Genomic DNA, 23,798 nt, shown 5'->3' with positions numbered 1-23,798 from the left:
GGATGCGTTCGATGTCCGACACAGTGTCCAGCAAGGCGGCCACCATGGCGTTCGACACGGTGCTGGTCGCCAACCGCGGCGAGATCGCCGTCCGCGTCATCCGTACACTGCGCCGGCTGGGCGTGCGCTCCGTCGCCGTCTTCAGCGACGCGGACGCCGGCGCCCGGCACGTGCGGGAGGCGGACACCGCGGTGCGGATCGGCCCGGCGCCCGCCGCCGAGAGCTACCTGTCGATCGAGCGGCTGCTGGAGGCGGCGCGGCGGACGGGCGCGCAGGCCGTCCACCCCGGCTACGGATTCCTCGCCGAGAACGCCGCCTTCGCCCGTGCGGTGGAGGAGGCCGGGCTGGTCTTCGTCGGCCCGCCCGCGGACGCCATCGCGCTGATGGGCGACAAGATCCGCGCCAAGGAGACGGTGCGGGCGGCCGGGGTGCCGGTGGTGCCCGGCAGCAGCGGCAGCGGGCTGACCGACGCCGAACTGGCCGCCGCCGCACGGGAGATCGGCATGCCGGTGCTGCTCAAGCCCTCGGCGGGCGGCGGCGGCAAGGGCATGCGGCTGGTGCGCGACGAGGCGCTGCTCGCCGACGAGATCGCCGCCGCGCGGCGCGAGGCCCGCGGCGCCTTCGGCGACGACACCCTGCTGGTGGAGCGGTGGATCGACCGGCCCCGGCACATCGAGATCCAGGTGCTCGCCGACGGCCACGGGAACGTGGTGCACCTGGGCGAGCGCGAGTGCAGCCTCCAGCGCCGCCACCAGAAGATCGTCGAGGAGGCCCCCAGCCCGCTGCTGGACCCGGCCACCCGCGCGGCGATGGGCGAGGCCGCGGTGCGCGCCGCCCGCTCCTGCGGCTACCGGGGCGCGGGCACGGTGGAGTTCATCGTCCCCGGCGGCGACCCGGAGTCCTACTGCTTCATGGAGATGAACACCCGTCTCCAGGTCGAGCACCCGGTGACGGAGCTGATCACCGGCCTGGACCTGGTGGAGTGGCAGCTTCGGGTCGCGGCCGGCGAACCCCTGTCCTTCGGCCAGGACGACATCGTCCTCGACGGCCACGCGGTCGAGGCCCGGATCTGCGCGGAGAGCGCGCGCTCCACGGGCGGCAGGGTGGACTTCCTGCCCTCCGCGGGCACGGTGCACCTGCTCTCCGAGCCGGCGGGCGAGGGCGTCCGGGTGGACTCCGGGCTCGCGCGGGGCACCGAGGTGGGCACCGTCTACGACCCGATGCTCGCCAAGGTGATCGCCCACGGCCCGGACCGGGCCTCCGCGCTGCGGCGGCTGCGCTCGGCGCTGGCGGAGACGGCGATCCTGGGGGTGGAGACCAACACCGCCTTCCTGCGGGCCCTGTTGGCGCACCCGGCCGTGGTCTCCGGGGAGTTGGACACCGGGCTGGTCGACCGCGACGCGGCCTCGCTGCTGCCGTCGGAGGTCCCCGAGGAGGTGTACGCGGCGGCGGCGCTGCTGCGCCACGCCGATCTGGAGCCGGAGGTCTCCCCCGCCGGCTGGACCGACCCGTTCTCCGCGCCGACCGGTTGGCGGCTGGGCGGCGAACCCGCCTGGACGGTCCACCACCTGCGGATACCGGGCCGTGAGCCGGTGGCCGTACGGGTGCGCGGCCACGTCGGTGACGCCGAGGTCCGCGTCGGGGACGCCCGATCGGTCCGGGCCGCGCTGCGCGTCGACGCGCCCGACCGGGCGCTGCTGGAGTGGGACGGGGTCACCCACGTCTTCGCCCATGCCCACGCCGACGGCAGTCGGTGGCTGGGCCGTGACGGGGTCGGCTGGCACCTCGCCGACCACGACCCGGTCGAGGCCGCCCTGCGCGGCGGGGCCGGGGCGCACGGCGCCGACACGCTGACCGCGCCGATGCCGGGCACGGTCACCGTCGTCAAGGCGTCCGTCGGCGACGTGGTCACCGCCGGTCAGAGCCTGCTGGTGGTGGAGGCGATGAAGATGGAGCACGTCATCGCCGCCCCCTACGACGGCACCGTCGTCGAGTTGGACGTCACCCCCGGCAGCACGGTCGCCATGGACCAGGTGCTCGCCGTCGTCGAGCCCAAGGAGCCCCGGGTGCCCGGCGAGTCGACCGAGGAGGCCGCGCGATGACCGAGGGACTGCCCATGGCCTTCCCGGCCGAGGGGCTTCCGGCCCGTGTCCGCATCCACGAGGTGGGGCCGCGCGACGGCCTGCAGAACGAACAGGCCGTCGTGCCCGTCGAGGTGAAGGCGGAGTTCGTCCGCCGGCTCGCCGACGCCGGGTTGCGCACCATCGAGGCGACCAGCTTCGTCCACCCCCGGTGGGTGCCCCAACTCGCCGACGCCGAGCGGCTGTTCCCGTCCGTGGCCGACCTCGCCGACCGCGCGGGGGACGCGGCCGTACGGCTCCCCGTCCTCGTCCCCAACGAACGCGGCCTGGACCGGGCCCTGGCCCTCGGCGCCCGTGAGATCGCCGTCTTCGGCAGCGCCACCGAGTCCTTCGCCAAGGCGAACCTCAACCGCACCGTCGACGAGGCCCTGGCGATGTTCGAGCCGGTGGTGGCCCGCGCCAAGGAGGCGGGCGCCGGGGTGCGCGGCTACCTGTCGATGTGCTTCGGCGACCCGTGGGAGGGCCCGGTGCCCGTCGACCAGGTGGTCGGCGTCTGCCGCCGCCTGCTCGACCTCGGCTGCGACGAGCTCAGCCTGGGCGACACCATCGGCGTGGCCACTCCCGGCCACGTCACCGCCCTGTTGACCGCGCTGAACGAGGCCGGTGTGCCCACCGACCGCCTCGCCGTCCACTTCCACGACACCTACGGCCAGGCGCTGGCCAACACCCTCGCCGCCCTGCGGCACGGCGTCACCACCGTGGACTCCTCCGCGGGCGGCCTCGGCGGCTGCCCGTACGCCAAGAGCGCCACCGGCAACCTCGCCACCGAGGACCTCGTGTGGATGTTGCACGGTCTCGGCATCGACACCGGGGTCGACCTCGACCGTCTCACCGCCACCAGCGTGTGGATGGCCGACCGGCTGGGCCGCCCGAGCCCCTCCCGCACGGTCCGCGCCCTGGCCCCCCGGATCGCCACCGCCTCCCAGGACTCCCTCGACTCCCACAAGGAGCAGTGAAGCCATGTCCCTTGACCACCGTCTCTCCCCCGAGCACGAGGAACTGCGCCGCACCGTCGAGGAGTTCGCCCACGACGTCGTCGCGCCGAAGATCGGGGAGTTCTACGAGAACCACGAGTTCCCCTACGAGATCGTCCGCGAGATGGGCCGCATGGGCCTGTTCGGCCTGCCCTTCCCCGAGGAGTACGGCGGCATGGGCGGCGACTACCTCGCCCTGTGCCTGGCCCTGGAGGAGCTGGCCCGGGTGGACTCCTCCATCGCCATCACCCTGGAGGCCGCCGTCTCGCTGGGCGCCATGCCGATTTACCGCTTCGGCACCGAGGAGCAGAAGCGCGAGTGGCTGCCGAAGCTGTGCTCGGGCGAGATGCTCGGCGCGTTCGGCCTGACCGAGCCGGAGTGCGGCTCGGACGCGGGCGGCACCCGCACCACCGCCGTCCGCGACGGCGACGAGTGGGTGATCAACGGCACCAAGTGCTTCATCACCAACTCCGGCACCGACATCACCGGCCTGGTCACGGTCACCGCCGTCACCGGCCGCAAGCCCGACGGCCGCCCGGAGATCTCCTCGATCATCGTCCCCTCGGGCACCCCGGGCTTCACCGTCGCCGCCCCCTACTCCAAGGTCGGCTGGAACGCCTCGGACACCCGCGAGCTGTCCTTCTCCGACGTCCGGGTCCCGGTCTCCAACCTGCTGGGCGAGGAGGGCCGGGGCTACGCCCAGTTCCTGCGCATCCTGGACGAGGGCCGCATCGCCATCTCGGCCCTGGCCACCGGTCTGGCCCAGGGCTGTGTGGACGAGTCGATCGCCTACGCGGGCACCCGCCACGCCTTCGGCCGCCCGATCGGCGCCAACCAGGCCATCCAGTTCAAGATCGCCGACATGGAGATGCGCGCCCACACCGCCCGTCTGGCCTGGCGCGACGCGGCGGCCCGCCTGCTGGCGGGCGAGCCGTTCAAGAAGGAGGCGGCCATCGCCAAGCTGTACTCCTCCGAGATCGCGGTGGACAACGCCCGCGAGGCCACCCAGATCCACGGAGGCTACGGCTTCATGAACGAGTACCCGGTGGCCCGGATGTGGCGGGACTCCAAGATCCTGGAAATCGGCGAGGGCACCAGCGAGGTCCAGCGCATGCTGATCGCCCGGGAGCTGGGCGTCGCCTCCTGAGGCGGCACACCGCGCACCGTGCGGACGGCCGCCCCTCCCCGGCGGGCGGCCGTCCGCGGGCGTCCGCGCGGGGCCCGGTCAGTCGGAGGACAGCGGCTGCTCGGCCCAGATGACCTTTCCGGTCCCGGTGTACCGGGTGCCCCAGCGTTCGGAGAGCTGGGCCACCAGGAACAACCCCCGTCCGCCCTCGTCCGTCGTCGCCGCCCGGCGCAGGTGCGGCGAGGTGCTGCTCGTGTCGGAGACCTCGCAGATCAGGCTGCGCTCCAGCCTCAGCAGCCTGACCCGCACCGGGCCGGTGGCGTGCCGGATGGCATTGGTGACCAGCTCGCTGAGGATCAGTTCGGTGGTGAACTCCAGCTCCTCCAGTCCCCAGTCGGCCAGCCGCCGTGAGACCTCGCCGCGGACGGCGGAGACCGCGGCGGGGTCGGAGGGCACCTCCCACCCCGCGACCCGGTCGGGCCCCAGGGCCCTGGTGCGGGCGACGAGCAGGGCGACGTCGTCGCGCGGTCGCTCGGTCAGCAGCGCGTCGGTCACCTCGTCGCAGGTCTCCTCCGGCGAGTCGCCCGCGTGGGCCAGTGCCTCCCGCAGGAGGGCCAGGCCGACGTCGATGTCGCGTCCCCGGTCCTCGATGAGCCCGTCGGTGTACAGCACCAGCCTGCTGCCCTCGGCCAGTTCGATCTCGGCGGTCTCGTAGGGCGGCCCGCCCAGGCCGAGGGGCGCTCCGACGGGGATGTCGAGGAACTCGACGGTGCCGTCGGGGTGGACGAGCGCGGGCGGGGGATGCCCGGCGCGGGCCACGACGCACTTCCGGGAGGCCGGGTCGTAGATCGCGTACAGACAGGTCGCGCCCATCATCGCGTTCGTGCCGTCCGGCATCCCGTCGCCTTCCCCGTCCCGGTCGCTCCGGTCCACCAGCTCGTCGAGGTGCCAGATGATCTCGTCGGGCGGCAGGTCCAGGGCGGAGAAGTTGTGGACGGCGGTGCGCAGCCGCCCCATGGTGGCGGCCGCGTGCAGGCCGTGGCCGACCACGTCGCCGACCACCAGCGCGACGCGGGCCCCGGACAGCGGGATCACGTCGAACCAGTCCCCGCCCACCCCCGACTGGGCGGGCAGGTAGCGGTGGGCGATCTCCAGCGCCTCCTGCCCGGGCAGGGCGCGGGGCAGCAGGCTGCGCTGCAGAGCGGCGGCCATGGTGTGCTCGCGGGTGTAGCGGCGGGCGTTGTCGATGGCCGCCGCGGCGCGGGCCACCAGCTCCTCGCCCAGCGACAGGTCGTCGTCGTCGAAGGACCCGTGCTCCTTCGCACGCCAGAAGTTGACCACGCCCAGGACGATGCCGCGCGCGTGCAGCGGGACCGTGATGAGCGAGTGGACCCCTTCCTCGACGATCCGTCGCGCTCGCTCGGGGTCCTGTGCCTGCCAGCCGTGCGCGGTGGCCAGGTCGGCCTCCAGGAACGCCCGGCCGGCCCGGTAGCCCCGCGCCTGGGGCGTGGACGGCAGGAAGGTGATCAGTTCGCCCGTCGAATAGAAGGACGGGATCTCCCGGATGCCGTGGGCGGCCACCCGGCGCATGTTCACGACGCCGCCCGTGGGCTCCTCGCCGCGCAGCACGGCGTCGGCCAGGTCGACGGTGACGAAGTCGGCGAACCGGGGCACCACGGCCTCCGCCAGCTCCTCGGCCGTGCGCACCATGTCCAGCGTGGTGCCGATGCCCGTGCCCGCGTCGTACAGCAGCTTCAGCCTGCGGCGCGCCTCCTCGGCGCTCTCGGAGAGCACCCGCAGCTCGGTGGAGTCCCGGAACGTCGCCACGCTGCCCGGGGGGCCTCCGAAGCGATCGGTGGGCTCGTGGTTGACGGCCAGCATCCGGTCCCCCACCTGGTGGACCTCGTCCACGGCCGCGCGTCCGGAGAAGAGCAGCCGGCCGGTGCGCGGCGGAAGACCGAGGTCGTTGACGGAACGGCCCTCGGCGTCCGGAGGCAGGTCGAGCAGCCGGCGCGCCTCGTCGTTGGCGAGGAGGAGGCGGCCGTCGGCCCCGACGATGAGCACGCCCTCCCGGACGGAGTGCAGCACGGCGTCGTGGTGCTCGTACATGCGGGTCATCTCGGCCGGCCCCAGGCCGTGGGTCTGGTGCAGCAGCCGCCTGCCGACCACCGCCGTGCCCGCCATGGACAGCAGCAGCGCCCCCGCGGACGCGCCGAAGAGCAGCGGCAACTGGTCCTGGACCCCGCTGCTGACCTTCTCGATGGTGATGCCCGCGGAGACCAGGCCCACCACCGATCCGTCGGAGTCGAAGACGGGCACCACCGCCTGCACCAGGGGGCCGATGGTCCCGACGATCTCCTCCGTGACCACCTCCCCCTCCAGCGCCGGTTCGATGGCGCCGACGAAGCGCTTGCCGATCCGGTCGGGCCTGGGGTGGGTGTAGCGGATGCCGTCCGTGTCCGTGACGACGACGAAGTCCACGCCGGAGCGCTCTCTGGCCCGTTCGGCGAGCGGCTGGAGCGTCTCGGTGGGGTTCTCGCCCGCCAGCGCCTCCGGCAGTCCGGGCGAGCTGGCGAACGCCTCGGCGACGGCGACCGACCGGTGGCGCGCCTCCTCCTTGCCGCTGTTCCGGGCCTGGATCAGCAGGGCCGCCACCGCGGCGAGGACGAGCAGGAGCACGAGCACGGCCTGGAGGACGAACACCTGGCCCGCCAGGCTGCGCACGCCCAGCAGCGAGCCGGGGTGCCGCCCCGACGACGATCGCCTTGCCCGGTGCCCGGAATCCTCGCCCCCCGTTCCCCCGCTCCCGTGCCGTTCCGACGGGCGACGGGTGCCGAGCAGACGGGACATCGAATCCCAAGATCGGCTGATAAGTCCGATCACAAGCCTATTCTTAGCACTGCCTGCCATCCGGAGGCGAGTGGCCGCCTCCGGGGCATCCCGTCGAGTACCGGCCCCACCTGGGACACCTCTCCCTTCCGAGCCCCTTGCGAGATTCGCGGAGTCACCCGTCCGGAACCCTCCGCCCGCCGCGCCACGGAGCCGGACGGACCCGCTCACGGACAAGTGAGGACAAGTCCGTTCACAGCGGAAGCCGTCGCGCTCCGCGAAGTGAAAGCGCTTCAAAAAATCATGAAACCACCTCTGGGGACGCGCGTGGAGATGGGTAAGAGAGAAAACACATACCTCTACCCAAAGTGACCGGGAGAACACGTATGGCTACTCCCATTGGCGCGAGCGCGCTCGTCACCGCGCTGAAGAAGGAGGGGCTCAGGGTCGTCGAGGTCGGCGGATGGCGGACGCACAACCGCAACCACAAGGGGCCCTGGGGGCCGGTGCACGGCGTGATGATCCATCACACCGTCACCTCCGGATCGGCGCGGACGGTCGAGATCTGCCGGAACGGCCACAGCAGCCTGCCCGGCCCGCTGTGCCACGGCGTGATCACCAAGGACGGCCGGGTGCACCTGGTGGGTCACGGTCGCGCCAACCACGCCGGCATGGGGGACGACGACGTGCTCCGCGCGGTGATCGACGAGCGCTCCCTGCCGGCGGACAACGAGGCCAACACCGACGGCAACCGCCACTTCTACGGCTTCGAGTGCGAGAACCTCGGCGACGGCAAGGACCCCTGGCCGGCCGTCCAACTGGACGCGATCGAACGCGCCGCCGCGGCCCTGTGCCGCCACCACGGCTGGAACGAGAAGTCGGTGATCGGCCACCTGGAGTGGCAGCCCGGCAAGATCGACCCCCGCGGCTTCTCCATGAACACGATGCGCTCCCGCATACGCGAGCGCCTGTCCCACGCACCCGGCTGGAACCGGAACGAGGAGGAAGACGACGTGCCGAACGTGATCGGCGAGTACCGGACCGGCGACATCCGGTTGGCCCCCCGGACGTGGACGACCCTCGACATCCAGGGCGTGGACATCGTGACCGGCGCGACGCGCTACCAGGTGATGGCCCACCTCACCGCCACGATCCCGGCGGGCTCCACGATCCAGGGCCGCTTCTACCACCTGCGGCCGGACGGCACCCGCTGGGAGTCCGGCATCATCGAGCGCATCGGCACCTCGGGCTCCACGTACGCCGACTTCCACCACTCCGGCAGCATCGCGAAGAACGAGAAGCTGCGGTTCGAGGCCGCCTACTACCCGGCCGACCCGTCCGACGACGGGCCGGCCACCATCACCACGTCCCGCCTGCGCGGCCTGTACTGGACCTGAGGCGCCGCCCCGCCCGGAGGGCGGGATTCCCGGCCCGCGCCGTCCGACCGCCCGGCGGACGGCCGGGCCCCCGCGGCCGGCGCCGGCCGCGGGNGGCCGGCGCCGGCCGGGGCCGGGCCGGCGTCGCGCGTGCGGGGTCCTCGTCCCCCGGCAGGGGCTCCGCACGCCGTGGCGGCCGAGCGCTCGCACGGCGCTCGACGCTCTACTTCCGGCCGTCCAGCACGAGCCGAACGTTCGCGAAGTGCCTGTCGAGCACCTCGCGCACACGGGTCCACGTCGCGGGGTCCTCGGCCATCCTCGTCCGCTGGTAGGCGACCTCGGCCCTGTTCCAGACCACGTCCACCCGCGACTCGCCGATGCACTCGGCGTCGGCGACGGCGATCCTCACCTCGTCCCCGCGCGGGGGCGGCTTCGGCCTGGTCTCCGGACCGCCGCCGTCCCCCAGGACCTCCGCGGAGGCGGAGAAGATGTCGGCGGGGAGGCGGTGGCCGTGCCTCCTCATGCACTCCGACCACGCCCGCTCCGCCCTCCGGACCGCCGGCTCCGCGCGGGTGGACCGGAACGAGGCCGTGTTCAGTTCGTTCCCCTCCGCCAGCGCGTCCGCGTACGTGGCGGGCGTGGCGTCGGGTCCGTCGAGGGTTCGCACGACCTCGCCGATGCAGCCGCCCTCGGGGACCTTCCTGCCCTTGTGGGTCTTCACCGCACCCGTCGCCACCTCGGCCTCCTCCGGGGAGGGCGCCCCGGGCGGCGCGGGACGCCCGCGGTCCTGTCCCGGGAACCAGTACCCGTACTCGCTCGCCCACGCCGTGTCCCGGGTGCCGTACCGGACCTGGACCAGGGTGCGGGGTCCGACATGGCGGTCGGTCCTCCCGGCGCCCCGGTCGCGTGGCGTGATCCCGAAGCGCTTCAGGCACCGGCCGAGGAGGATGGTGCGGGCCCGGTCGTCGTCCTGGACGTCCCAGTCCGTCGGGAAGTGGCCCTCCAGGGGCAGCGTCAGGCCGCGCGGCACGGACGGCCCCGTCGACTCGGCGGCGGGCTGCGCGGCGGAGGGGCGGGCCGAGGGCGAGGACCGCGTCGGACCACCGGATTCGACGGCGGCGCAGGCCGTGGCGGCGGCGACCACCGCCACCGCCACGGCCGCACGCGCACAGGCGCCGATCACCACGATTTGAACGACTTCCCCGACGCGTTCTCGTTCTTCAGGTAGTCGGGGAGGTTGCGGTGGTCGCCGGGGGCGTACCAGGCCCGGTCGCCCTTCCAGTCGCTGTTGTAGAAGACGCCGAACGTGTAGTGGCCGGAGGCGTTCCCCACGGACGCCGCGTTGTTCTTCACCGGCTGCCCGCCGCCCGGAAGCCCCGGCGGGAACGTGTATCCGGCGTAGTCCCGGATCGTCGACGACGTGTCCTGACGGTGGAAGTTCGCCCCCACGTGCCCGGAGTTGTAGTACAGGCAGTGCCAGCCGTAGGCACACAGGTTGTTCGCGTCGGCCGCGCGCGTGGTGAGCGTCCCGGACGGCGCGTAGTAGGTGGTGCCGTCGATGACGACGGGCTCGGTCTCGATCGATGCGCCGGGCCGGGTGTCGAGCCCCAGCGCGGCCTCCCGCGCGTCCTTCTCCGCCTTGTGGCGCAGGTGTTCGGGGTCGAGCTTTCCGTCGGCCCTGTCGCGCTGGTACTGCACCTCTTCCGACACCGGAACGGGGTCGGGGTCCGCGAAGGCGGTGGTGGGCGCGGTCAACACGACGGCGCCGGCAACGGCGGCGACGGCCGCGGCACGTGCGGATAACACAGGTGGTCCCCCTTCGAGTCGATGGTCGTACCGCGCCACTCTTTCAGTCGAACACGTGTGCGCGCAGGCGCGACGCACGTGACGCCGGTCACACCGGGACGCCTCCGTACACGAGTGCGCGGTCTCCCGACGAGGACGGCGGACGGACGCCCCGTCGACACGCCCCGCGCGCCCGGTCCCCCTGCCCGACTCGCCGCCCTCATCCGTGAGTTGCCCGGGTCCGCGGGCTGAGAGAATCGGCCCATGGCGGAGATTCTCCAGCGGTCGGGGACCTGGACGTTCGACGGCGACACCGTGCGCATCGTGCCCGGACACCACAAGAGCGTGCACAAGCTGCGGCGGCTGCTCGGCGAGTTGGCGGTTCCGCTGACGGCGGTGGCCGGGATCTCGTACGAGCCGGGGCGCAAGAGCGGGTGGCTGCGGTTGCGGCTGCGGCACGGGGCCGATCCGCTCATCCAGGCCGCGGGCGGGCGGCTGCCCGACGCGGCCGACCCGTACCGCCTGGAGGTGGAGCCGGACCGCTCGGGGGTCGCCGAGTACTTCGTGGACGAGGTCCGCAACGCCCTGCTGCTGGAGCGAATACCCACCGAGGAGTCCTGCGACCGCTACCTGCTGCCCGGTCCGTCGGTGCCGCTGTCGGTGCAGGGCACCGACGGCACGGCGTCCTTCGACGGGGAGCGCGTCCAGCTCGACTGGAACTGGGTGGCCGAGAGCAGCAAGACCTCCGGCGGCCCCCGCACGTTCGCGCTGCACGAGCTGGAGGGCGTGGAGTGGTCCCCGGCGGTCGGCCTGGAGAACGGCTACCTGCGGTTCCGCCCCAAGGGGGCGCACCACGTCCTCAAGCCCGACCACGATCCCAACTGCCTGGTGCTGTGGGGGGTGCGGCAGGCGAAGGACGTCAGCTCGGTGCTGGTGGCCGCCGCCGTCACCGCCCGTCTGCCGCACCCCTCGGCCGCCTCGGCCGCCTCCGGGGCCGCCGAGGGCCTGCCGGCCGGCGAGGGCGCCCCGCCCGCGCTCACCACGGGCACGGCGGAGGCCCCGGCCGCCTCGGACGCGGACCACGACGTCCTGCTGCGGCGGCTGCGCGAGTTGGGCGAGCTGCACCGGGACGGGGTCCTCACCGACGAGGAGTTCGCCGCGGCCAAGCAGGCGGTGCTGCGCCGGTTCTGACGGCGGGCCGGAAGGACGGCGGGGAGGAACGGCGGAGGCCGGTGGGACGGCGCGCGGCGCGCCGTCCCACCGGCGTCCGGGTCAGTCCGTCCAGGGGACCTGCGGCGAGCGCCAGTAGTCGATGCCCATCAGCTCCCAGCGCGGTCCCTGCGCGGCCAGCCGGGTGCGGTAGTCCTCCCAGTCGTGGGCGGACGCCTGCGACCAGCCGAGTTCGGCGATGCCCGGCAGCCGGGGGAAGGCCATGAACTCGATGTGGTCGCTGTTCTCGAGGGTCTCCGTCCACAGCGGCGCCTCCACGCCGAGCACCGCGTCCTCCGGCACGCCCTCGAGGTAGGCGCCCGGGTCCCAGTCGTAGGACTGCCGCACCTCGACGTGGCCCGCCCAGCTCAGCCCCAGCGGCGTGTTCGGGTCGTACTTCATGTCCAGGTACGAGCGGTTGGCCGGGGAGAGGATCAGCCGGGTGCCGTTCCGTGCCGCCTTCGCGACCTCCTCGTCCGTGCCGGTGGTCCCCCAGTACTGCGCGACCGCGCCCTCGGCGGGCTCGGCGCCGGTGAGCTGGTGCCAGCCGACGACGGTCTTGCCGTACTTCGCCACGATGCGCTGCGCGCGTTCCATGAAGCGGGCGTAGTCCTCCTCGCTGGTCCGGTGCGCCTCGTCGCCGCCGATGTGGAGGTACCGCCCCGGGGTCAGCTCGGCGATCTCGCGGACCACGTCGTCCACGAAGTCGTAGGTGGTCTCCAGCGGTACGCACAGGGAGCTGAAGCCGACCTCGATGCCGGTGTAGAGCGGGGGCGCGACGCCGTCGCAGTTGAGCTCCGCGTAGGAGGCGAGGGCCGCGTTGGTGTGGCCGGGCATGTCGATCTCGGGCACGACGGTCATGTGCCGGGCGGCGGCGTGGCGGACGATCTCGCGGTAGTCGTCCTTGGTGTAGTGGCCGCCGGGGCCGCCGCCGACCTCGGTGCTGCCGCCGTGGGTGGCCAGGCGCGGCCAGGAGTCGATGGCGATGCGCCAGCCCTGGTCGTCGGTGAGGTGGAGGTGGAGGGTGTTGATCTTGTAGAGGGCGAGCTGGTCGATGTAGCGCTTGACCTGCTCGACCGTGAAGAAGTGCCGGGCCACGTCGAGCATCGCGCTGCGGTACGCGTAGCGCGGGACGTCCGTGACGGTGCCGCCGGCCACCCGCCAGGGACCGGACTGCTTCCGGCGCGCCTCGACCTTCGCGGGCAGCAGTTGCCGCAGCGTCTGCACGCCGTGGAAGAGGCCGGACGCCGTGCGGGCGCGGATCTCCACCGAGCGCGGCGAGACGTCCAACCGGTAGCCCTCCTCCCCCAGTTCCCTCGGCCCGCCGAGGCCGAGCCGGATGCCGTCGGGGCCGGGTCGGGTGGTCACCGGCAGCGGGTGGCCGGTGGAGGGGCGCAGCAGTTCGGCCAGGTACGAGCCGACCCGGCGCGCCTCGGCGGAGCCGGCGGGCACCCGGATGACGGTCCGCTCGCCGATCGTGTACGGGGCCCCGCCCGGCCGTACGGACGTGGGGGCGGGGATCACCTCGTCCAGCGGTCGGGGGCCGGCGGCGGCCGGTGCGGCGGGCTCGCCGGCCGTCGCGGTCCCCTGCGGGACGGTGGCGAGGAGGGCGGCGCAGAGCAGCAGGATCGGGAGGCGGAGTCGTCTCACGGGCGGTCCCTTCGGGCCGGAGCGGGAGCAGGGCGTGTACGTGGAGCGACCGTTCGGTGACATGGGTATCGCGCGTCCCGCCGCCGGTCAAGGTATAGACCACTTTCCGATCAACCTCGCCACCCTTTCGCCTCGACCCTGCCCGATATCGGGCAGATTTCTTGCGAAAGGATCTCCGGGACCGCAGTATCAACGGGTGCTCGAACGCCTCGCACCCCACGAAGACCTCATCGACCACCTCGTCCGCTCCACGCCGCTCCAGCGGGGCGAGGCGGTCCGCGTGGTCCTCGACGTCCTGGCGTACTTCGACGAGACGGTCGAGGAGTTCGTGCGCCGACGCCACCGCGAGTTGCAGTCCCGGGGGCTGACGAACCCGGAGATCTTCGAGCGGATCGCGGCCGAGCTGCCGCACCGCGCGGTGGCACCGCCCGACCTCTCCCTGCGGCAGCTGCGCCGCATCGTCTACGGCTGAGCCGCGGGACGGAGCGGAGGACGGCACGGCGGAGGCCACGCGGAGGCCGCCGCGCGGCGTCCGTCACCCAGCGGCGCCGTACAGCGGCGCCCACGCGGAGGCAGTCACACAGCGACCAGCGACAGAACGACAGAACCGGAGGACCCCGTATGTGCGGAATCGTGGGATACATCGGGAAACGCGACGTCACCCCCCTCCTGCTGGAGGGCCTCCAGCGCCTGGAGTACCGGGGCTACGACTCCGTCGGAGTCGCCATCCTGGGCACCGGCCCCGGACGGGCGGGGGGACTGCGGACGGTGAAGGCCAAGGGCCGCGTCCGCGACCTGCGCGACCGCGTTCCCGAGCGCTTCACGGGCACCACCGGCATCGCCCACACCCGCTGGGCCACCCACGGCGTCCCGAGCGACGAGAACGCCCACCCGCACCAGGACGCGAGCGGACGGGTCGCGGTCGTCCACAACGGCATCTTCGACAACGCCGGCGAGCTGCGCGCGAAGCTGGCCGCCGAGGGCGTGGAGTTCGCCTCCGAGACCGACACCGAGGTGCTGGCCCACCTGATCGGCCGCTCGCAGGCCCCGACGCTGGAGGAGCGGGTCCGCGAGGCGCTGGCCCACATCGAGGGCACCTACGGCGTCGCCGTCCTCCACGCCGACTTCCCCGACCGCATCGTGGTGGCCCGCAACGGCTCGCCGGTGGTGCTCGGCATCGGCGAGCACGAGATGTTCTTCGCCTCCGACGTGGCCGCGCTGGTCTCCCACACCCGCCAGGTGATCACCCTCGGCGACGGCGAGATGGCCACCCTCACGGCCGACGACTACCGCACCTACACCACCGAGGGCAGCCGCACCTCCGCCACCCCGACGACGGTGGAGTGGGAGGCCGAGTCGTACGACATGGGCGGCCACGACACCTACATGCACAAGGAGATCACCGAGCAGGTCGAGTCCGTGGACCGGGTGCTGCGCGGCCGGATCGACGACCGCTTCGCCACCGTCCGCCTCGGCGGCCTCAACATGGACGCCCGCGAGGCGCGCGGGGTGCGCCGGGTGAAGATCCTCGGCTGCGGCTCGGCGTACCACGCGGGGATGATCGGCGCGCAGCTGATCGAGGAGCTGGCCCGCGTCCCGGCCGACGCCGAGCCCGCCAGCGAGTTCCGCTACCGCAACCCGGTGGTGGACCCCGACACGCTCTACATCGCGGTCAGCCAGTCCGGCGAGACGTACGACACGCTCGCCGCCGTCCAGGAGCTCAAGCGCAAGGGCGCCCGGGTGCTGGGCGTGGTGAACGTCGTCGGCTCCGCCATCGCCCGCGAGACCGACGGCGGGGTGTACGTCCACGCCGGTCCGGAGGTGTGCGTGGTGTCCACCAAGTGCTTCACCAACACCGCCGTGGCCTTCGCGCTGCTCGCCCTCCACCTCGGCCGCGTCCGGGACCTGTCGGTGGCGGACGGCCGGCGGATCATCGAGGGCCTGCGGAGGCTGCCGGGGCAGATCGCCGAGATCCTGGGGCAGGAGGAGGCGATCGCGAAGCTGGCCGCCGAGTACGCGGACGCGACGTCGATGATGTTCGTCGGCCGGGTGCGCGGCTACCCGGTGGCGCGCGAGGCGGCCCTGAAGCTGAAGGAGGTCTCCTACATCCACGCCGAGGCGTATCCGGCCTCCGAGCTCAAGCACGGTCCCCTCGCCCTGATCGAGCCCGCGGTGCCGACCGTGGCGGTCCTGCCGGAGGACGAGCTGCTGGAGAAGAACCGCGCCACGCTGGAGGAGATCCGGGCCCGCGGCGGTCGCATCCTGGCCGTCGCGCACGCCGAGCAGGAGAAGGCCGACCACACGATCGTCGTGCCGCGCAACGAGGTCGAGCTGGACCCGATCCTGATGAGCGTCCCGCTCCAGCTGCTGGCCTACCACACGGCCCTGGTCCTGGGCCGGGACATCGACAGGCCGCGGAACCTGGCGAAGTCGGTGACGGTGGAGTAGGCCGGGAACGTGCGGGCGGCCCCCTCGTCCGTGCCACCAAACGCACGAGGGGACCGCCTCCCTCTCGCCGGCGTCGCCCATCGCGCCGGCGGGTGGGCCGCCCCACGGGACCGTCACCTCCCGCGCGGCGGCACGCTGCCCCGTATATGCCCGTCACAAGCGCACGATGCACCTCTACGCGCCGGTAGATTTGTCGATTTCCCGCTTCTCCGGGGCGAGTTGGGGCCGAGGGCGCCGTCGGGCGGGACGTTCCAGGGCGGGGTCGCGAACGATCCGGGCACGGCTCGGGCGGACGGCGCGGGCGGGGTGCGGCGCGGACGGCGCGGGGCGCCCGGAGGGCGAGGGCGGCCGCTCAGGGGATGACGATGACGGGGCGCTGCGCGCGGCGGGCGAGACGGCCCGCGACCGAGCCGAAGATCCGGCCGACGAGGCCGTGCGTGGAGCCGACGACGATGGCGTCGGCCTCGTACTCGCGGCCGACCTCCTCCAACTCGTGGCAGATGTCCCCGCCGCGCTCGACGAGGATCCAGGGCACGTCGGAGAGGTAGTCCGCGCAGGCCAGCTCCAGGCCGAGCACCTCGGTGCGGTGGTCGGGGACGTCCACGAAGACCGGCGGCTCGCAGCCGGCCCACACGGTCGTCGGCAGCCTGTTGGCCACGTGGACGATGATCAGACCGGAGTCGGAGCGCCGGGCCATGCCGACGGCGTAGGCCAGGGCGCGCTCGCTCGACGTGGAGCCGTCGAATCCCACCACGACCCCGTGCTGGAACGCCGGATCGCAGGAGTGGCGCGCTTCGTCCGCCGCCTGGGGCGTCGCCGTCGGATCGGCGACCCGCTTGCGGTCCGCGGGGTCGGGGATCTCGTGTCCAGCCATGGGTAACTTCACGTGCGCCTTGGAATACGGGCGGGAACCATGTTCCTCGGCCCATACCCCCGAGGGTACGTCGGCACTCCCCTCTTGCCCAGCCTCTTGCCCGGAGGCCGCGGTCACTGTCGGCTCGGTGCAGCATGCCGGAGCCGAAAGCGTTGCGCAATGCCCGGTCCATCCCGCGTACCCCTCCCGGCCCCCGGAGCGCCCCTGAGAACGCTCCCACGGCCTCTCGCCGCCCATCCGGGGCCCGCCGGGCGGAAAGCGGCGCGGGGCGCGGCCCGGCCGCCGGGAGGCGCGTGGAGCGGCCGGAACGGTTTCCCCGTCGGTGACCGGGGCGCCGGCCCGGCGTTAGGCAGGGCATGTCCGGCCTCCTGCCCACCCCCCGGTCCGCGCGGAAGAACGCCCGCGCCCGCCGCCGTCCGGCCGCTCCCCGGACGCGTCCGGTCGACGGGGTCGGCGAGGTCGTCCGCTGGGCGGCCTTCGGCTGCGCCCTGGTCCCCCTCACGCTGCTCGCCTGCGGTTCCTCTCCGGTCGGCGCGGTGGCCGTGGCCGTCGGGCTCGCCCTCGTGACCGCCGCCTGCCGCGTCCTGCTGCGGCACTGCGAGCGCGCCGCCGCCCGGTCGACCGGCGACCAGGCCGGCCCGCACCGGGGCCGCCACGGCCGCACCGGCACGGGGGCGCACAGGGGCGGACGCCGGCAGCGGTAGGGCGCTCGCCCCGCGCGGAACGCGCGCTTCCACAAGATCCCGGTCCTCTCGTTCCGGGCCCCTGTGCTTTTCGGCCAACTTCCAGCCGTGGTACACAACTTGCCAGAGGCGAATCCGAATACCGCCCGTCAGGGCGGCCGAGGACCGAGGGGAACATGTGCACCCTGTGGACGGACGACGACGGGGGCGAGGCGTCCTTCCCGGGGGCGGCGACGAATGGAACGCTTCGTGATCGAATGCTTCACGCCAAGTTGTCTTGTCGACATAGCGTCGAGTGGTGAACTAGTCCCACCAGCCTCGTCGAACACAGTAGATTCGATCTTGGCTGACTACGGCGGGGGAAACGTGCAGGACCGGAAGGACGCGACGACCGAGGGGGGCTTAGTTCCATGAGCCAGGACCCAACGCACGGCCCTGCGCCGGCGCGCAAGCTGTCCGCGCGTCGCCGCCGCGAGATCGTCGCCGTACTGCTCTTCAGCGGCGGCCCGATCTTCGAGAGCTCCATCCCACTGTCCGTCTTCGGCGTCGACCGGCAGGACGCCGGCGTCCCCCGCTACCGCCTGTTGGTGTGCGCGGGCGAAGAGGGACCTCTGCGCACCACCGGCGGCCTGGAACTGACCGCCCCGTACGGATTGGAGGCGCTGTCCCGGGCCGGCACGATCGTCGTGCCCGCCTGGCGGTCCATCACCCAACCACCGCCCTCCGCCGCGCTCGACGCCCTGCGCCGCGCGCACGAGGAGGGGGCGCGGATCATCGGCCTGTGCACGGGCGCGTTCGTGCTGGCCGCGGCCGGACTGCTGGACGGTCGGCCCGCGACGACCCACTGGATGTACGCGCCGACGCTGGCCAAACGCTATCCGGCGGTCCACGTGGACCCGCGCGAGCTGTTCGTGGACGACGGCGACATCCTCACGTCGGCCGGAACGGCGGCCGGCATCGACCTGTGTCTGCACGTGGTGCGCACCGACCACGGCGCCGAGGCGGCGGGAGCCCTGGCCCGCCGCCTCGTCGTACCGCCCCGGCGCGGCAACGGCGGTCAGGAGCGCTACATCGACAGGTCTTTACCAGAGGAGATCGGCACCGACCCGCTCGCCGAGGTCGTCGCCTGGGCCCTGGAACACCTCCACGAGCAGTTCGACGTGGAGACGCTCGCCGCGCGCGCCTACATGAGCCGCCGGACCTTCGACCGGCGGTTCCGTTCGCTGACCGGCAGCGCGCCGTTGCAGTGGCTGATCACCCAGCGGGTGCTCCAGGCGCAGCGACTGCTGGAGACCTCCGACTACTCGGTCGACGAGGTCGCCGGACGCTGCGGCTTCCGCTCACCGGTCGCCCTCCGCGGCCACTTCAGGCGGCAGCTCGGCGCCTCCCCGGCCGCGTACCGGGCGGCCTACCGGGCCCGCACCAGGGCCGATGGCGGCGGTTCGAACGAGGAGCGCGTGCCGGAGGCCCGCACGGAGCGGACCGCGGCGGCCGAGTCCACCGGGCCCGGAGCGGTCCACGCCACGCGGAACGAGCGGGGCGAGCGCGGGGAACGGGTCGAACAGTCCGATCGGACGGGGAGGGGCAAACGGAGCGAACGAGGCAAACCGAACTCGGACACCTACACTCCCCGGCTGCCGTCCCAGCGGGGCCACAAGCCCGGCAGGGCCCCGTAGGCTTGGACACATGAACGATCGTTTGGTGTGGATCGACTGCGAGATGACCGGGCTCTCGCTGTCCCAGGACGCTCTCATCGAGGTGGCCGCCCTGGTCACCGACTCGGAGCTGAACGTGCTCGGTGACGGGGTGGACATCGTGATCCGTCCGCCCGCCGAGGCGCTGGAGACCATGCCCGACGTCGTCCGCGAGATGCACACCGCCTCCGGGCTGCTCGACGAGTTGGAGGGGGGCACCACCCTGGAGGACGCCGAACGGCGGGTCCTGGAGTACATCGGGAAGTACGTGCCGGAGCCCGGCCGGGCCCCACTGTGCGGGAACTCGGTCGGGACCGACCGCGGCTTCCTGATGCGCGACATGCCCACGTTGGAGCGGTACCTCCACTACCGGATCGTCGACGTCTCCTCGATCAAGGAGCTGGCGCGGCGCTGGTATCCGAAGGCGTACTTCAACAGCCCGGAGAAGAGCGGCAACCACCGGGCGCTGGCCGACATCCGGGAGTCCATCGCGGAACTGCGCTACTACCGCGAGGCGGTCTTCGTGCCGCCACCGGGCCCGGACTCGGAGACGGCCCGCAGGATCGCCGCCCGGCACGTGATCCCGGCCGCCCGGTAGCCCACCGGGCGGCCGACGGGCCCACGCCGGGACAAGTGTGCACGGGCACCGCCGACGACCCTGTACACTCTTCTTGGCCGGTGCGGAAGAGCTCCGGTCGCGGTGGGTATAGCTCAGCTGGTAGAGCACCTGGTTGTGGTCCAGGATGTCGCGGGTTCGAGTCCCGTTACTCACCCTGGTGCCGAGGGCCCGGTCCGGAACGCGGACCGGGCCCTCGTTCCGTGTGCCGCTCCCTGCTCCCTCCCCCGTTCCCCCTCCTGGCCTCTCCCCCGTGCCGTCCCGCGTGTCGTCTGTCACGGCCGGCTCACGCCAGTTCCACGCCCCGCCGGGCGAGGTAGGCCACGGGATCGACGTCCGAGCCGTACGTGCGCTCGGTGCGCACCTCGAAGTGCAGGTGCGGGCCGGTGACCCGGCCCGTGGCCCCCGAGGCGCCCACCCGGGTGCGCGCCTTCACCCGCTCCCCGGAGCGGACGGAGATCTCCGACAGGTGGGCGAAGAGGCTGTAGTGGCCGTCGTCCATCCGGATCGTCACCGCCTTCCCGTAGGCGCCGGACCAGTCCGCGAGCACCACGGAACCGGAGCCGATCGAGTAGACGGGGGTCCCGACGGGCATCGCGAAGTCGATGCCCGTGTGGTGGCCCGCCTGCCAGTTCCCGGGGACGCCGTAGGCCGCCGTGACCCGGAAGTCCCCCGCCACCGGGCGGGCCCAGAGCCCGGCGACCGCGCTCCTCCCCGAGTGCGCCACGGGCACGGCGTCGCCGCCCGCCCCGGCCCCCGTGCCCCGCCCCGCTCCCAGGAACGGCGCGATCCCCAGCGCCGTCAGCGCCGCCCCGCGCAGGACCAGCCCGCGCCGGTTCGGCGTCCACTGCTGACGTGGCTGTCGACGTCCCTGCCGTCCACCTTGCGTAGCCATCGGTCCGACCTCCCATTCGGCGGTGCCATAGATGTGAGGACACGTCAGCCCACGCGTTCTCGCATCTTCGCGACCGCCGCCCGGGCCGCCGAACGGCGTAGCGCCTCCCGGCCCCGGGGGTGCGAACCCGCGTGCCGGGGCGCGTGTTTGCCGTTCCCCGCGCGAAACCGCGTGACAATCCCCGTACAGGTGAATGGACTAAACCACCCCCGCGGGGGCCGCGGGCGCCGGCGCCGGCACCCGCGGCCGTCCGTCCGACGCATGGTCACCCCCGGAATCCGCCGGTACTTTCCGCACCGGGACGACGACGGAGCGCGAACGGGACGGCGGCGGCGACGGCGCCGGTGACGCGAGGAGGAGCCATGGCGGACGCGGGACCAACGGGCGGACCCCGCAGGAGGGTTGTGGTCGGATTCGGGATCTCGCTGGCCGTCGGCGGGCTGTCGGCCGGACCGGCGGCGGCGCGGGCGGCGAGCGGCGCGCGGAAGGAGGGGGACACGGCTTCTGACGAGGTGTTCGCCGAGCTGCTGCGGCGCCGGCGCGAGACGCTGATCGGGGGCGAGGTCCCGGCGGGGGACCCGAGCCACGCCGACCACGTCGCCGCCGTCGCGGCGCAGGACCGCGGCGCCCTGCGGCACCTGGAGTCGCTGCGGACGGGCCCCGGCCGCACCACCCCCTGGGACGACCTGCCGCTCGGCGAGGGCGCGGGCCCGTCGTCGAACGTGACCGCGGTGGCCGACAGGCTGCGGTCCATCGCCCTGGGCTGCGCGACCCCCGCGAGCCGGCTGTACGGCGACGCCACGGCCGCCGCGCGGGCCGCCGAGGGGCTGCGCGTCCTCCACGCGTCCGTCTACCGCGCGGGGCGGGCGCAGTACGGCAACTGGTGGGACTGGGAGATCGGCACGCCGGGGGCCGTGGGCGACGCCTGCGTCCTGCTGGGCGACGCGGTCGGGGCCGACACCCTCGCCGGGCTGCTCGCCGCGATCGACCACTTCGTGCCCGACCCGAAGCGGATGCTGCGCGACACCCTCGTCTCCACCGGCGCCAACCGGGTCGACCTGTGCCGGATCACGGCCGTCCGCGGCGCGCTCGGCGCGGACCCGGGAAGACTGGCGCTCGCCTCCTCCTCCCTCGCCGGGGTCCTCGACCCGGTGCCGATCGGCGACGGCTTCCACCCCGACGGTTCGTTCGTCATGCACACCTGCGTCGCCTACCCCGGCACCTACGGCGAGGTGCTGGTGCGGGGCATGACCGAGCTGATGCGGCTGCTGGGCGGCACCGAGTGGGACGTCGGGGCCGCCGAGCGCGAGCACACCGCGCACGCGATGGAGCGGACCTTCGTGCCGCTGGTGCACGGCGGGCTGATGCTCGACTCCGTGCGCGGCCGGGCGATCTCGCGCTCCCACGCGCGGGACGCGGACGACGGTTTCCTGCTCACCGTGGACGCGGTGGGCCTGGCCGCCGCGCTGCCGCCCGAGGAGGCCGCCGCCGCGCTGCGGCTGAGGTCGCTGGCCAAGAGGTGGCTGCGGCGCAACACCCACCGCCCCCTCGCCGAGCGGCGGCCCGCGCAGATCGCCGCCGTGGCGGGCGTCCTGGCCGACCCGGACGTGCCGGAGGCGGACGAGCCGGTGGGGCACTTCGCCTTCCCCGACATGGAGCGGATCGTCCACCGCCGCCCGGGGTGGACGTACTCCCTGTCGCTCAACTCCGATCGGGTGGCCCGCTACGAGTACATGAACGGGGAGAACGCCCGGGGCTGGCACACCGGCGACGGGATGTTCCAGCTCCACCTGGACGACGACCTCTTCCAGTACACCGACGAGTACTGGCCCACCGTCGACCCCAAGCGTCTGCCCGGCATCACCGTGGACACCACCCCGCTGCCGGTCGGGGCGGGCGGCGACAACGACCACGTGCCGCTGTCGGGCACCCGCTGGTCGGGCGCGGTGGGGCTGCCGGCGGTGGGGAACGGGCTCGGGCTGGCCGGGATGGACTTCCGCGGCATCGACTCGCCGCTGCGGGCACGCAGGTCCTGGCTGTTCCTGGAGGACGCCGTGCTGACCGTCTCCTCCGGCGTCACCGCCCGCGGCGGACGCCGGATCGAGACGGTGGTGGACGGCCGGAACCTGCACGCGCCGGACGCTCCGCGACGGGCCCGGCTCACCGTGGACGGCGCGGAGGTGCCCGAGGCGCTCGGCGAGACCCTGCGCCACCCCCGGCCCCGCTGGGCGCACCTGGAGGGGACCGGCGGACACGTCTTCCCGGACCTCCCCCGGGGCGTGGTGGGGCCGCGCGAGCTGTCGAGCCGGCGCGAGGACCGCACCGGCACCTGGCGGGACCTGAACGCGAACGGCCCCACCGCGCCCGTCACCCGCCGCCATCTGACGCTCTGGCACGACCACGGCACCGACCCGGTGGACGCGGCCCACGCCCATCTGCTGCTGCCGGGCGCCTCGCGCGCCGCCACGGCCGCCCGCGCCGCCCGTCCGGGCGTGGAGATCGTCGCGCTGGGCGAGGACGCGCACGCCTTCCGCACGGTGCCGGGGGCGCCGGGCGTCCCGCGCGGGGCGCGGCTGACCGCCGTGAACTTCTTCGCCGCGGGCTCCGCCGCCGGGATCACCGCCGACGGGCCGTGCGCGGTGCTGGTCCTGGCCGAGCGGGAGGCGCTGCGGATCGCCGTGAGCGACCCGTCCCGCTCGTCCCCCGTGGTGCGGCTGGCCCTGGACCGGGAGCGGGCGGCGGGCCGGCGGGTGGTGCGGGAGAGCGACGAGGGGCTCACCGTGCTCTCCGCGGGGCCGGACGGCGTCCGTCTGCTCGCGGAGACCGGCGGACGGCACGGCGCGACGCTGACGGCGGTCCTGGCGCCGGGCCCCGGGCACGCGGCGCCGCGCCGGGAGGCGCTGCTGCTGGAGCCCGTGGCGGACGCGACCGTGCGCGGCGGCCGGCACTCCGGGGAGAACGACGGCGCCTCGCCGGTGCTGACCGTGCACACGGGCGCGGACGCCGACGACGAGCGGCGGGCGTACCTGCGGTTCCGGCTGCCGCGCGGCGTGGCCGCCGGAACGGTGCGGCGCGCGGTGCTCTGGGTGCGCGGGCACGTCCCGAACGACCCGGGCACCCGCGAGGACGACATGCTCTTCACGTCCCTGCGCGCCCACGGCCCGGCCGGGAGCGACTGGAGCGAGACGGGCGTCACCTGGGCCGACGCCCCCGCGCCGGGCCCCGCCCTCGGCGAGGGGCCGGCGACGACCTACGACGACTGGACGGGCCTGGACGTGACCGCGGCCGTCCGGCGCACGGTCACCGGGGAGACGACCCTGGTGCTGGCGCAGGACGGCCGCGGCCATCAGGTGCGGCTGAGCAGCAGAGAGGCGGGGGAGGACGGACCGCTGCTTCAGCTCGTCACCGGCTAGTGGACGGAGTTGTCCCGTTGGAAGGCCCCCCGGTGCGGCCGCCGTCGACTCAGACCGGACCGGGGGGCCGGCTCGTGCCCCCTTC

16 protein-coding genes, 1 tRNA gene and 1 pseudogene are annotated in these 23,798 nt (G+C 73.7%); 12 read left to right on the top strand and 6 right to left on the bottom strand.

All coding sequences use genetic code 11. The features are described 5' to 3' along the window. Positions 1–11 precede the first annotated feature (11 nt). Genes ABD335_RS07615 through ABD335_RS07605 form a run of 3 tightly spaced genes read left to right on the top strand, consistent with a single transcriptional unit; the run spans position 12 to position 4,262 of the window. On the top strand, positions 12–2,102 hold the full coding sequence (locus ABD335_RS07615; RefSeq protein WP_344321332.1) for an acetyl/propionyl/methylcrotonyl-CoA carboxylase subunit alpha: 2,091 nt from the start codon (positions 12–14) through the stop codon (positions 2,100–2,102). Further along, on the top strand, positions 2,099–3,097 hold the full coding sequence (locus tag ABD335_RS07610) for a hydroxymethylglutaryl-CoA lyase (protein WP_344321331.1): 999 nt from the start codon (positions 2,099–2,101) through the stop codon (positions 3,095–3,097). The genes ABD335_RS07615 and ABD335_RS07610 overlap by 4 nt, the downstream gene beginning before the upstream one ends. 4 nt (positions 3,098–3,101) lie before the next feature. Further along, positions 3,102–4,262 (top strand): acyl-CoA dehydrogenase family protein, encoded by a 1,161-nt coding sequence (locus tag ABD335_RS07605; RefSeq protein WP_344321330.1) that lies wholly within the window; start codon positions 3,102–3,104, stop codon positions 4,260–4,262. A 78-nt stretch (positions 4,263–4,340) separates the two neighbouring features. Here ABD335_RS07605 and ABD335_RS07600 read toward each other — a convergent pair whose 3' ends face one another. Then, entirely contained in the window at positions 4,341–7,091 is a 2,751-nt protein-coding gene (locus tag ABD335_RS07600) for a SpoIIE family protein phosphatase (protein WP_344321329.1), read from the bottom strand. A gap of 365 nt (positions 7,092–7,456) precedes the next feature. On the opposite strand from ABD335_RS07600, the pseudogene ABD335_RS07595 reads away from it, so the two are divergent. Then, positions 7,457–8,041: pseudogene (locus ABD335_RS07595) on the top strand (N-acetylmuramoyl-L-alanine amidase); the annotation flags it as partial. Between the two features lie 628 nt (positions 8,042–8,669). On the opposite strand, the gene ABD335_RS07590 reads toward ABD335_RS07595, so the two are convergent. Beyond that, positions 8,670–9,632, bottom strand: coding sequence for a hypothetical protein (locus tag ABD335_RS07590; protein ID WP_344321328.1), 963 nt, complete (start codon positions 9,630–9,632; stop codon positions 8,670–8,672). After that, complete coding sequence (locus ABD335_RS07585) at positions 9,626–10,252, bottom strand: hypothetical protein (RefSeq protein WP_344321327.1); 627 nt, start codon at positions 10,250–10,252, stop codon at positions 9,626–9,628. The genes ABD335_RS07590 and ABD335_RS07585 overlap by 7 nt, the downstream gene beginning before the upstream one ends. Positions 10,253–10,495: 243 nt before the next feature. On the opposite strand from ABD335_RS07585, the gene ABD335_RS07580 reads away from it, so the two are divergent. After that, positions 10,496–11,422: a DUF4429 domain-containing protein gene (locus tag ABD335_RS07580; RefSeq protein WP_344321326.1), complete on the top strand. Its 927-nt coding sequence runs from the start codon at positions 10,496–10,498 to the stop codon at positions 11,420–11,422. A gap of 81 nt (positions 11,423–11,503) precedes the next feature. On the opposite strand, the gene ABD335_RS07575 is transcribed toward ABD335_RS07580, so the two are convergent. Continuing rightward, positions 11,504–13,090 (bottom strand): beta-N-acetylhexosaminidase, encoded by a 1,587-nt coding sequence (locus tag ABD335_RS07575; protein ID WP_344321325.1) that lies wholly within the window; start codon positions 13,088–13,090, stop codon positions 11,504–11,506. A 196-nt stretch (positions 13,091–13,286) separates the two neighbouring features. Here ABD335_RS07575 and ABD335_RS07570 point away from each other — a divergent pair, with 196 nt between their 5' ends. After that, complete coding sequence (locus ABD335_RS07570) at positions 13,287–13,562, top strand: hypothetical protein (protein ID WP_344321324.1); 276 nt, start codon at positions 13,287–13,289, stop codon at positions 13,560–13,562. Between the two features lie 149 nt (positions 13,563–13,711). After that, positions 13,712–15,538, top strand: a complete 1,827-nt coding sequence (gene glmS / locus ABD335_RS07565) for a glutamine--fructose-6-phosphate transaminase (isomerizing) (protein ID WP_344321323.1) — start codon at positions 13,712–13,714, stop codon at positions 15,536–15,538. A 352-nt stretch (positions 15,539–15,890) separates the two neighbouring features. Here glmS and ABD335_RS07560 read toward each other — a convergent pair whose 3' ends face one another. After that, positions 15,891–16,412, bottom strand: a complete 522-nt coding sequence (locus tag ABD335_RS07560; RefSeq protein ID WP_344321321.1) for a universal stress protein — start codon at positions 16,410–16,412, stop codon at positions 15,891–15,893. A 356-nt stretch (positions 16,413–16,768) separates the two neighbouring features. Between ABD335_RS07560 and ABD335_RS07555 the strand changes: the two genes are divergently transcribed. The 4 genes from ABD335_RS07555 to ABD335_RS07540 all read left to right on the top strand — a co-directional run bounded on the left by ABD335_RS07555 (position 16,769) and on the right by ABD335_RS07540 (position 19,562). Continuing rightward, the gene (locus ABD335_RS07555; RefSeq protein WP_344321320.1) at positions 16,769–17,116 is read left to right on the top strand and encodes a hypothetical protein; all 348 of its coding nucleotides are present in this window, start codon (positions 16,769–16,771) and stop codon (positions 17,114–17,116) included. A 389-nt stretch (positions 17,117–17,505) separates the two neighbouring features. After that, a complete protein-coding gene (locus ABD335_RS07550) occupies positions 17,506–18,771 on the top strand; it encodes a helix-turn-helix domain-containing protein (protein WP_344321319.1) in 1,266 nt (421 codons plus the stop codon). Between the two features lie 10 nt (positions 18,772–18,781). After that, the gene (gene orn, locus ABD335_RS07545) at positions 18,782–19,387 is read left to right on the top strand and encodes an oligoribonuclease (RefSeq protein WP_344321318.1); all 606 of its coding nucleotides are present in this window, start codon (positions 18,782–18,784) and stop codon (positions 19,385–19,387) included. A 102-nt stretch (positions 19,388–19,489) separates the two neighbouring features. Further along, positions 19,490–19,562 (top strand) — tRNA-His (locus ABD335_RS07540). 129 nt (positions 19,563–19,691) lie between these two features. On the opposite strand, the gene ABD335_RS07535 is transcribed toward ABD335_RS07540, so the two are convergent. Further along, positions 19,692–20,300, bottom strand: a complete 609-nt coding sequence (locus ABD335_RS07535; protein ID WP_344321317.1) for a M23 family metallopeptidase — start codon at positions 20,298–20,300, stop codon at positions 19,692–19,694. A gap of 404 nt (positions 20,301–20,704) precedes the next feature. Here ABD335_RS07535 and ABD335_RS07530 point away from each other — a divergent pair, with 404 nt between their 5' ends. Next, positions 20,705–23,713: a polysaccharide lyase family 8 super-sandwich domain-containing protein gene (locus ABD335_RS07530; RefSeq protein WP_344321316.1), complete on the top strand. Its 3,009-nt coding sequence runs from the start codon at positions 20,705–20,707 to the stop codon at positions 23,711–23,713. Positions 23,714–23,798 lie beyond the last annotated feature (85 nt).

The organism is Streptomyces macrosporus, assembly GCF_039533145.1.
Lineage (GTDB): Bacteria > Actinomycetota > Actinomycetes > Streptomycetales > Streptomycetaceae > Streptomyces > Streptomyces macrosporus.
This window is presented reverse-complemented; position numbering and strand designations above follow the sequence as displayed.

Coding starts and splice junctions, on each gene's coding strand:
- ABD335_RS07615 (WP_344321332.1), top strand. CDS start 12: ATGTCCGACACAGTGTCCAGCAAGGCGGCCACCATGGCGTTCGACACG.
- ABD335_RS07610 (WP_344321331.1), top strand. CDS start 2,099: ATGACCGAGGGACTGCCCATGGCCTTCCCGGCCGAGGGGCTTCCGGCC.
- ABD335_RS07605 (WP_344321330.1), top strand. CDS start 3,102: ATGTCCCTTGACCACCGTCTCTCCCCCGAGCACGAGGAACTGCGCCGC.
- ABD335_RS07600 (WP_344321329.1), bottom strand. CDS start 7,091: ATGTCCCGTCTGCTCGGCACCCGTCGCCCGTCGGAACGGCACGGGAGC.
- ABD335_RS07580 (WP_344321326.1), top strand. CDS start 10,496: ATGGCGGAGATTCTCCAGCGGTCGGGGACCTGGACGTTCGACGGCGAC.
- glmS (WP_344321323.1), top strand. CDS start 13,712: ATGTGCGGAATCGTGGGATACATCGGGAAACGCGACGTCACCCCCCTC.
- ABD335_RS07560 (WP_344321321.1), bottom strand. CDS start 16,412: ATGGCTGGACACGAGATCCCCGACCCCGCGGACCGCAAGCGGGTCGCC.
- ABD335_RS07555 (WP_344321320.1), top strand. CDS start 16,769: ATGTCCGGCCTCCTGCCCACCCCCCGGTCCGCGCGGAAGAACGCCCGC.
- ABD335_RS07550 (WP_344321319.1), top strand. CDS start 17,506: ATGAGCCAGGACCCAACGCACGGCCCTGCGCCGGCGCGCAAGCTGTCC.
- orn (WP_344321318.1), top strand. CDS start 18,782: ATGAACGATCGTTTGGTGTGGATCGACTGCGAGATGACCGGGCTCTCG.
- ABD335_RS07535 (WP_344321317.1), bottom strand. CDS start 20,300: ATGGCTACGCAAGGTGGACGGCAGGGACGTCGACAGCCACGTCAGCAG.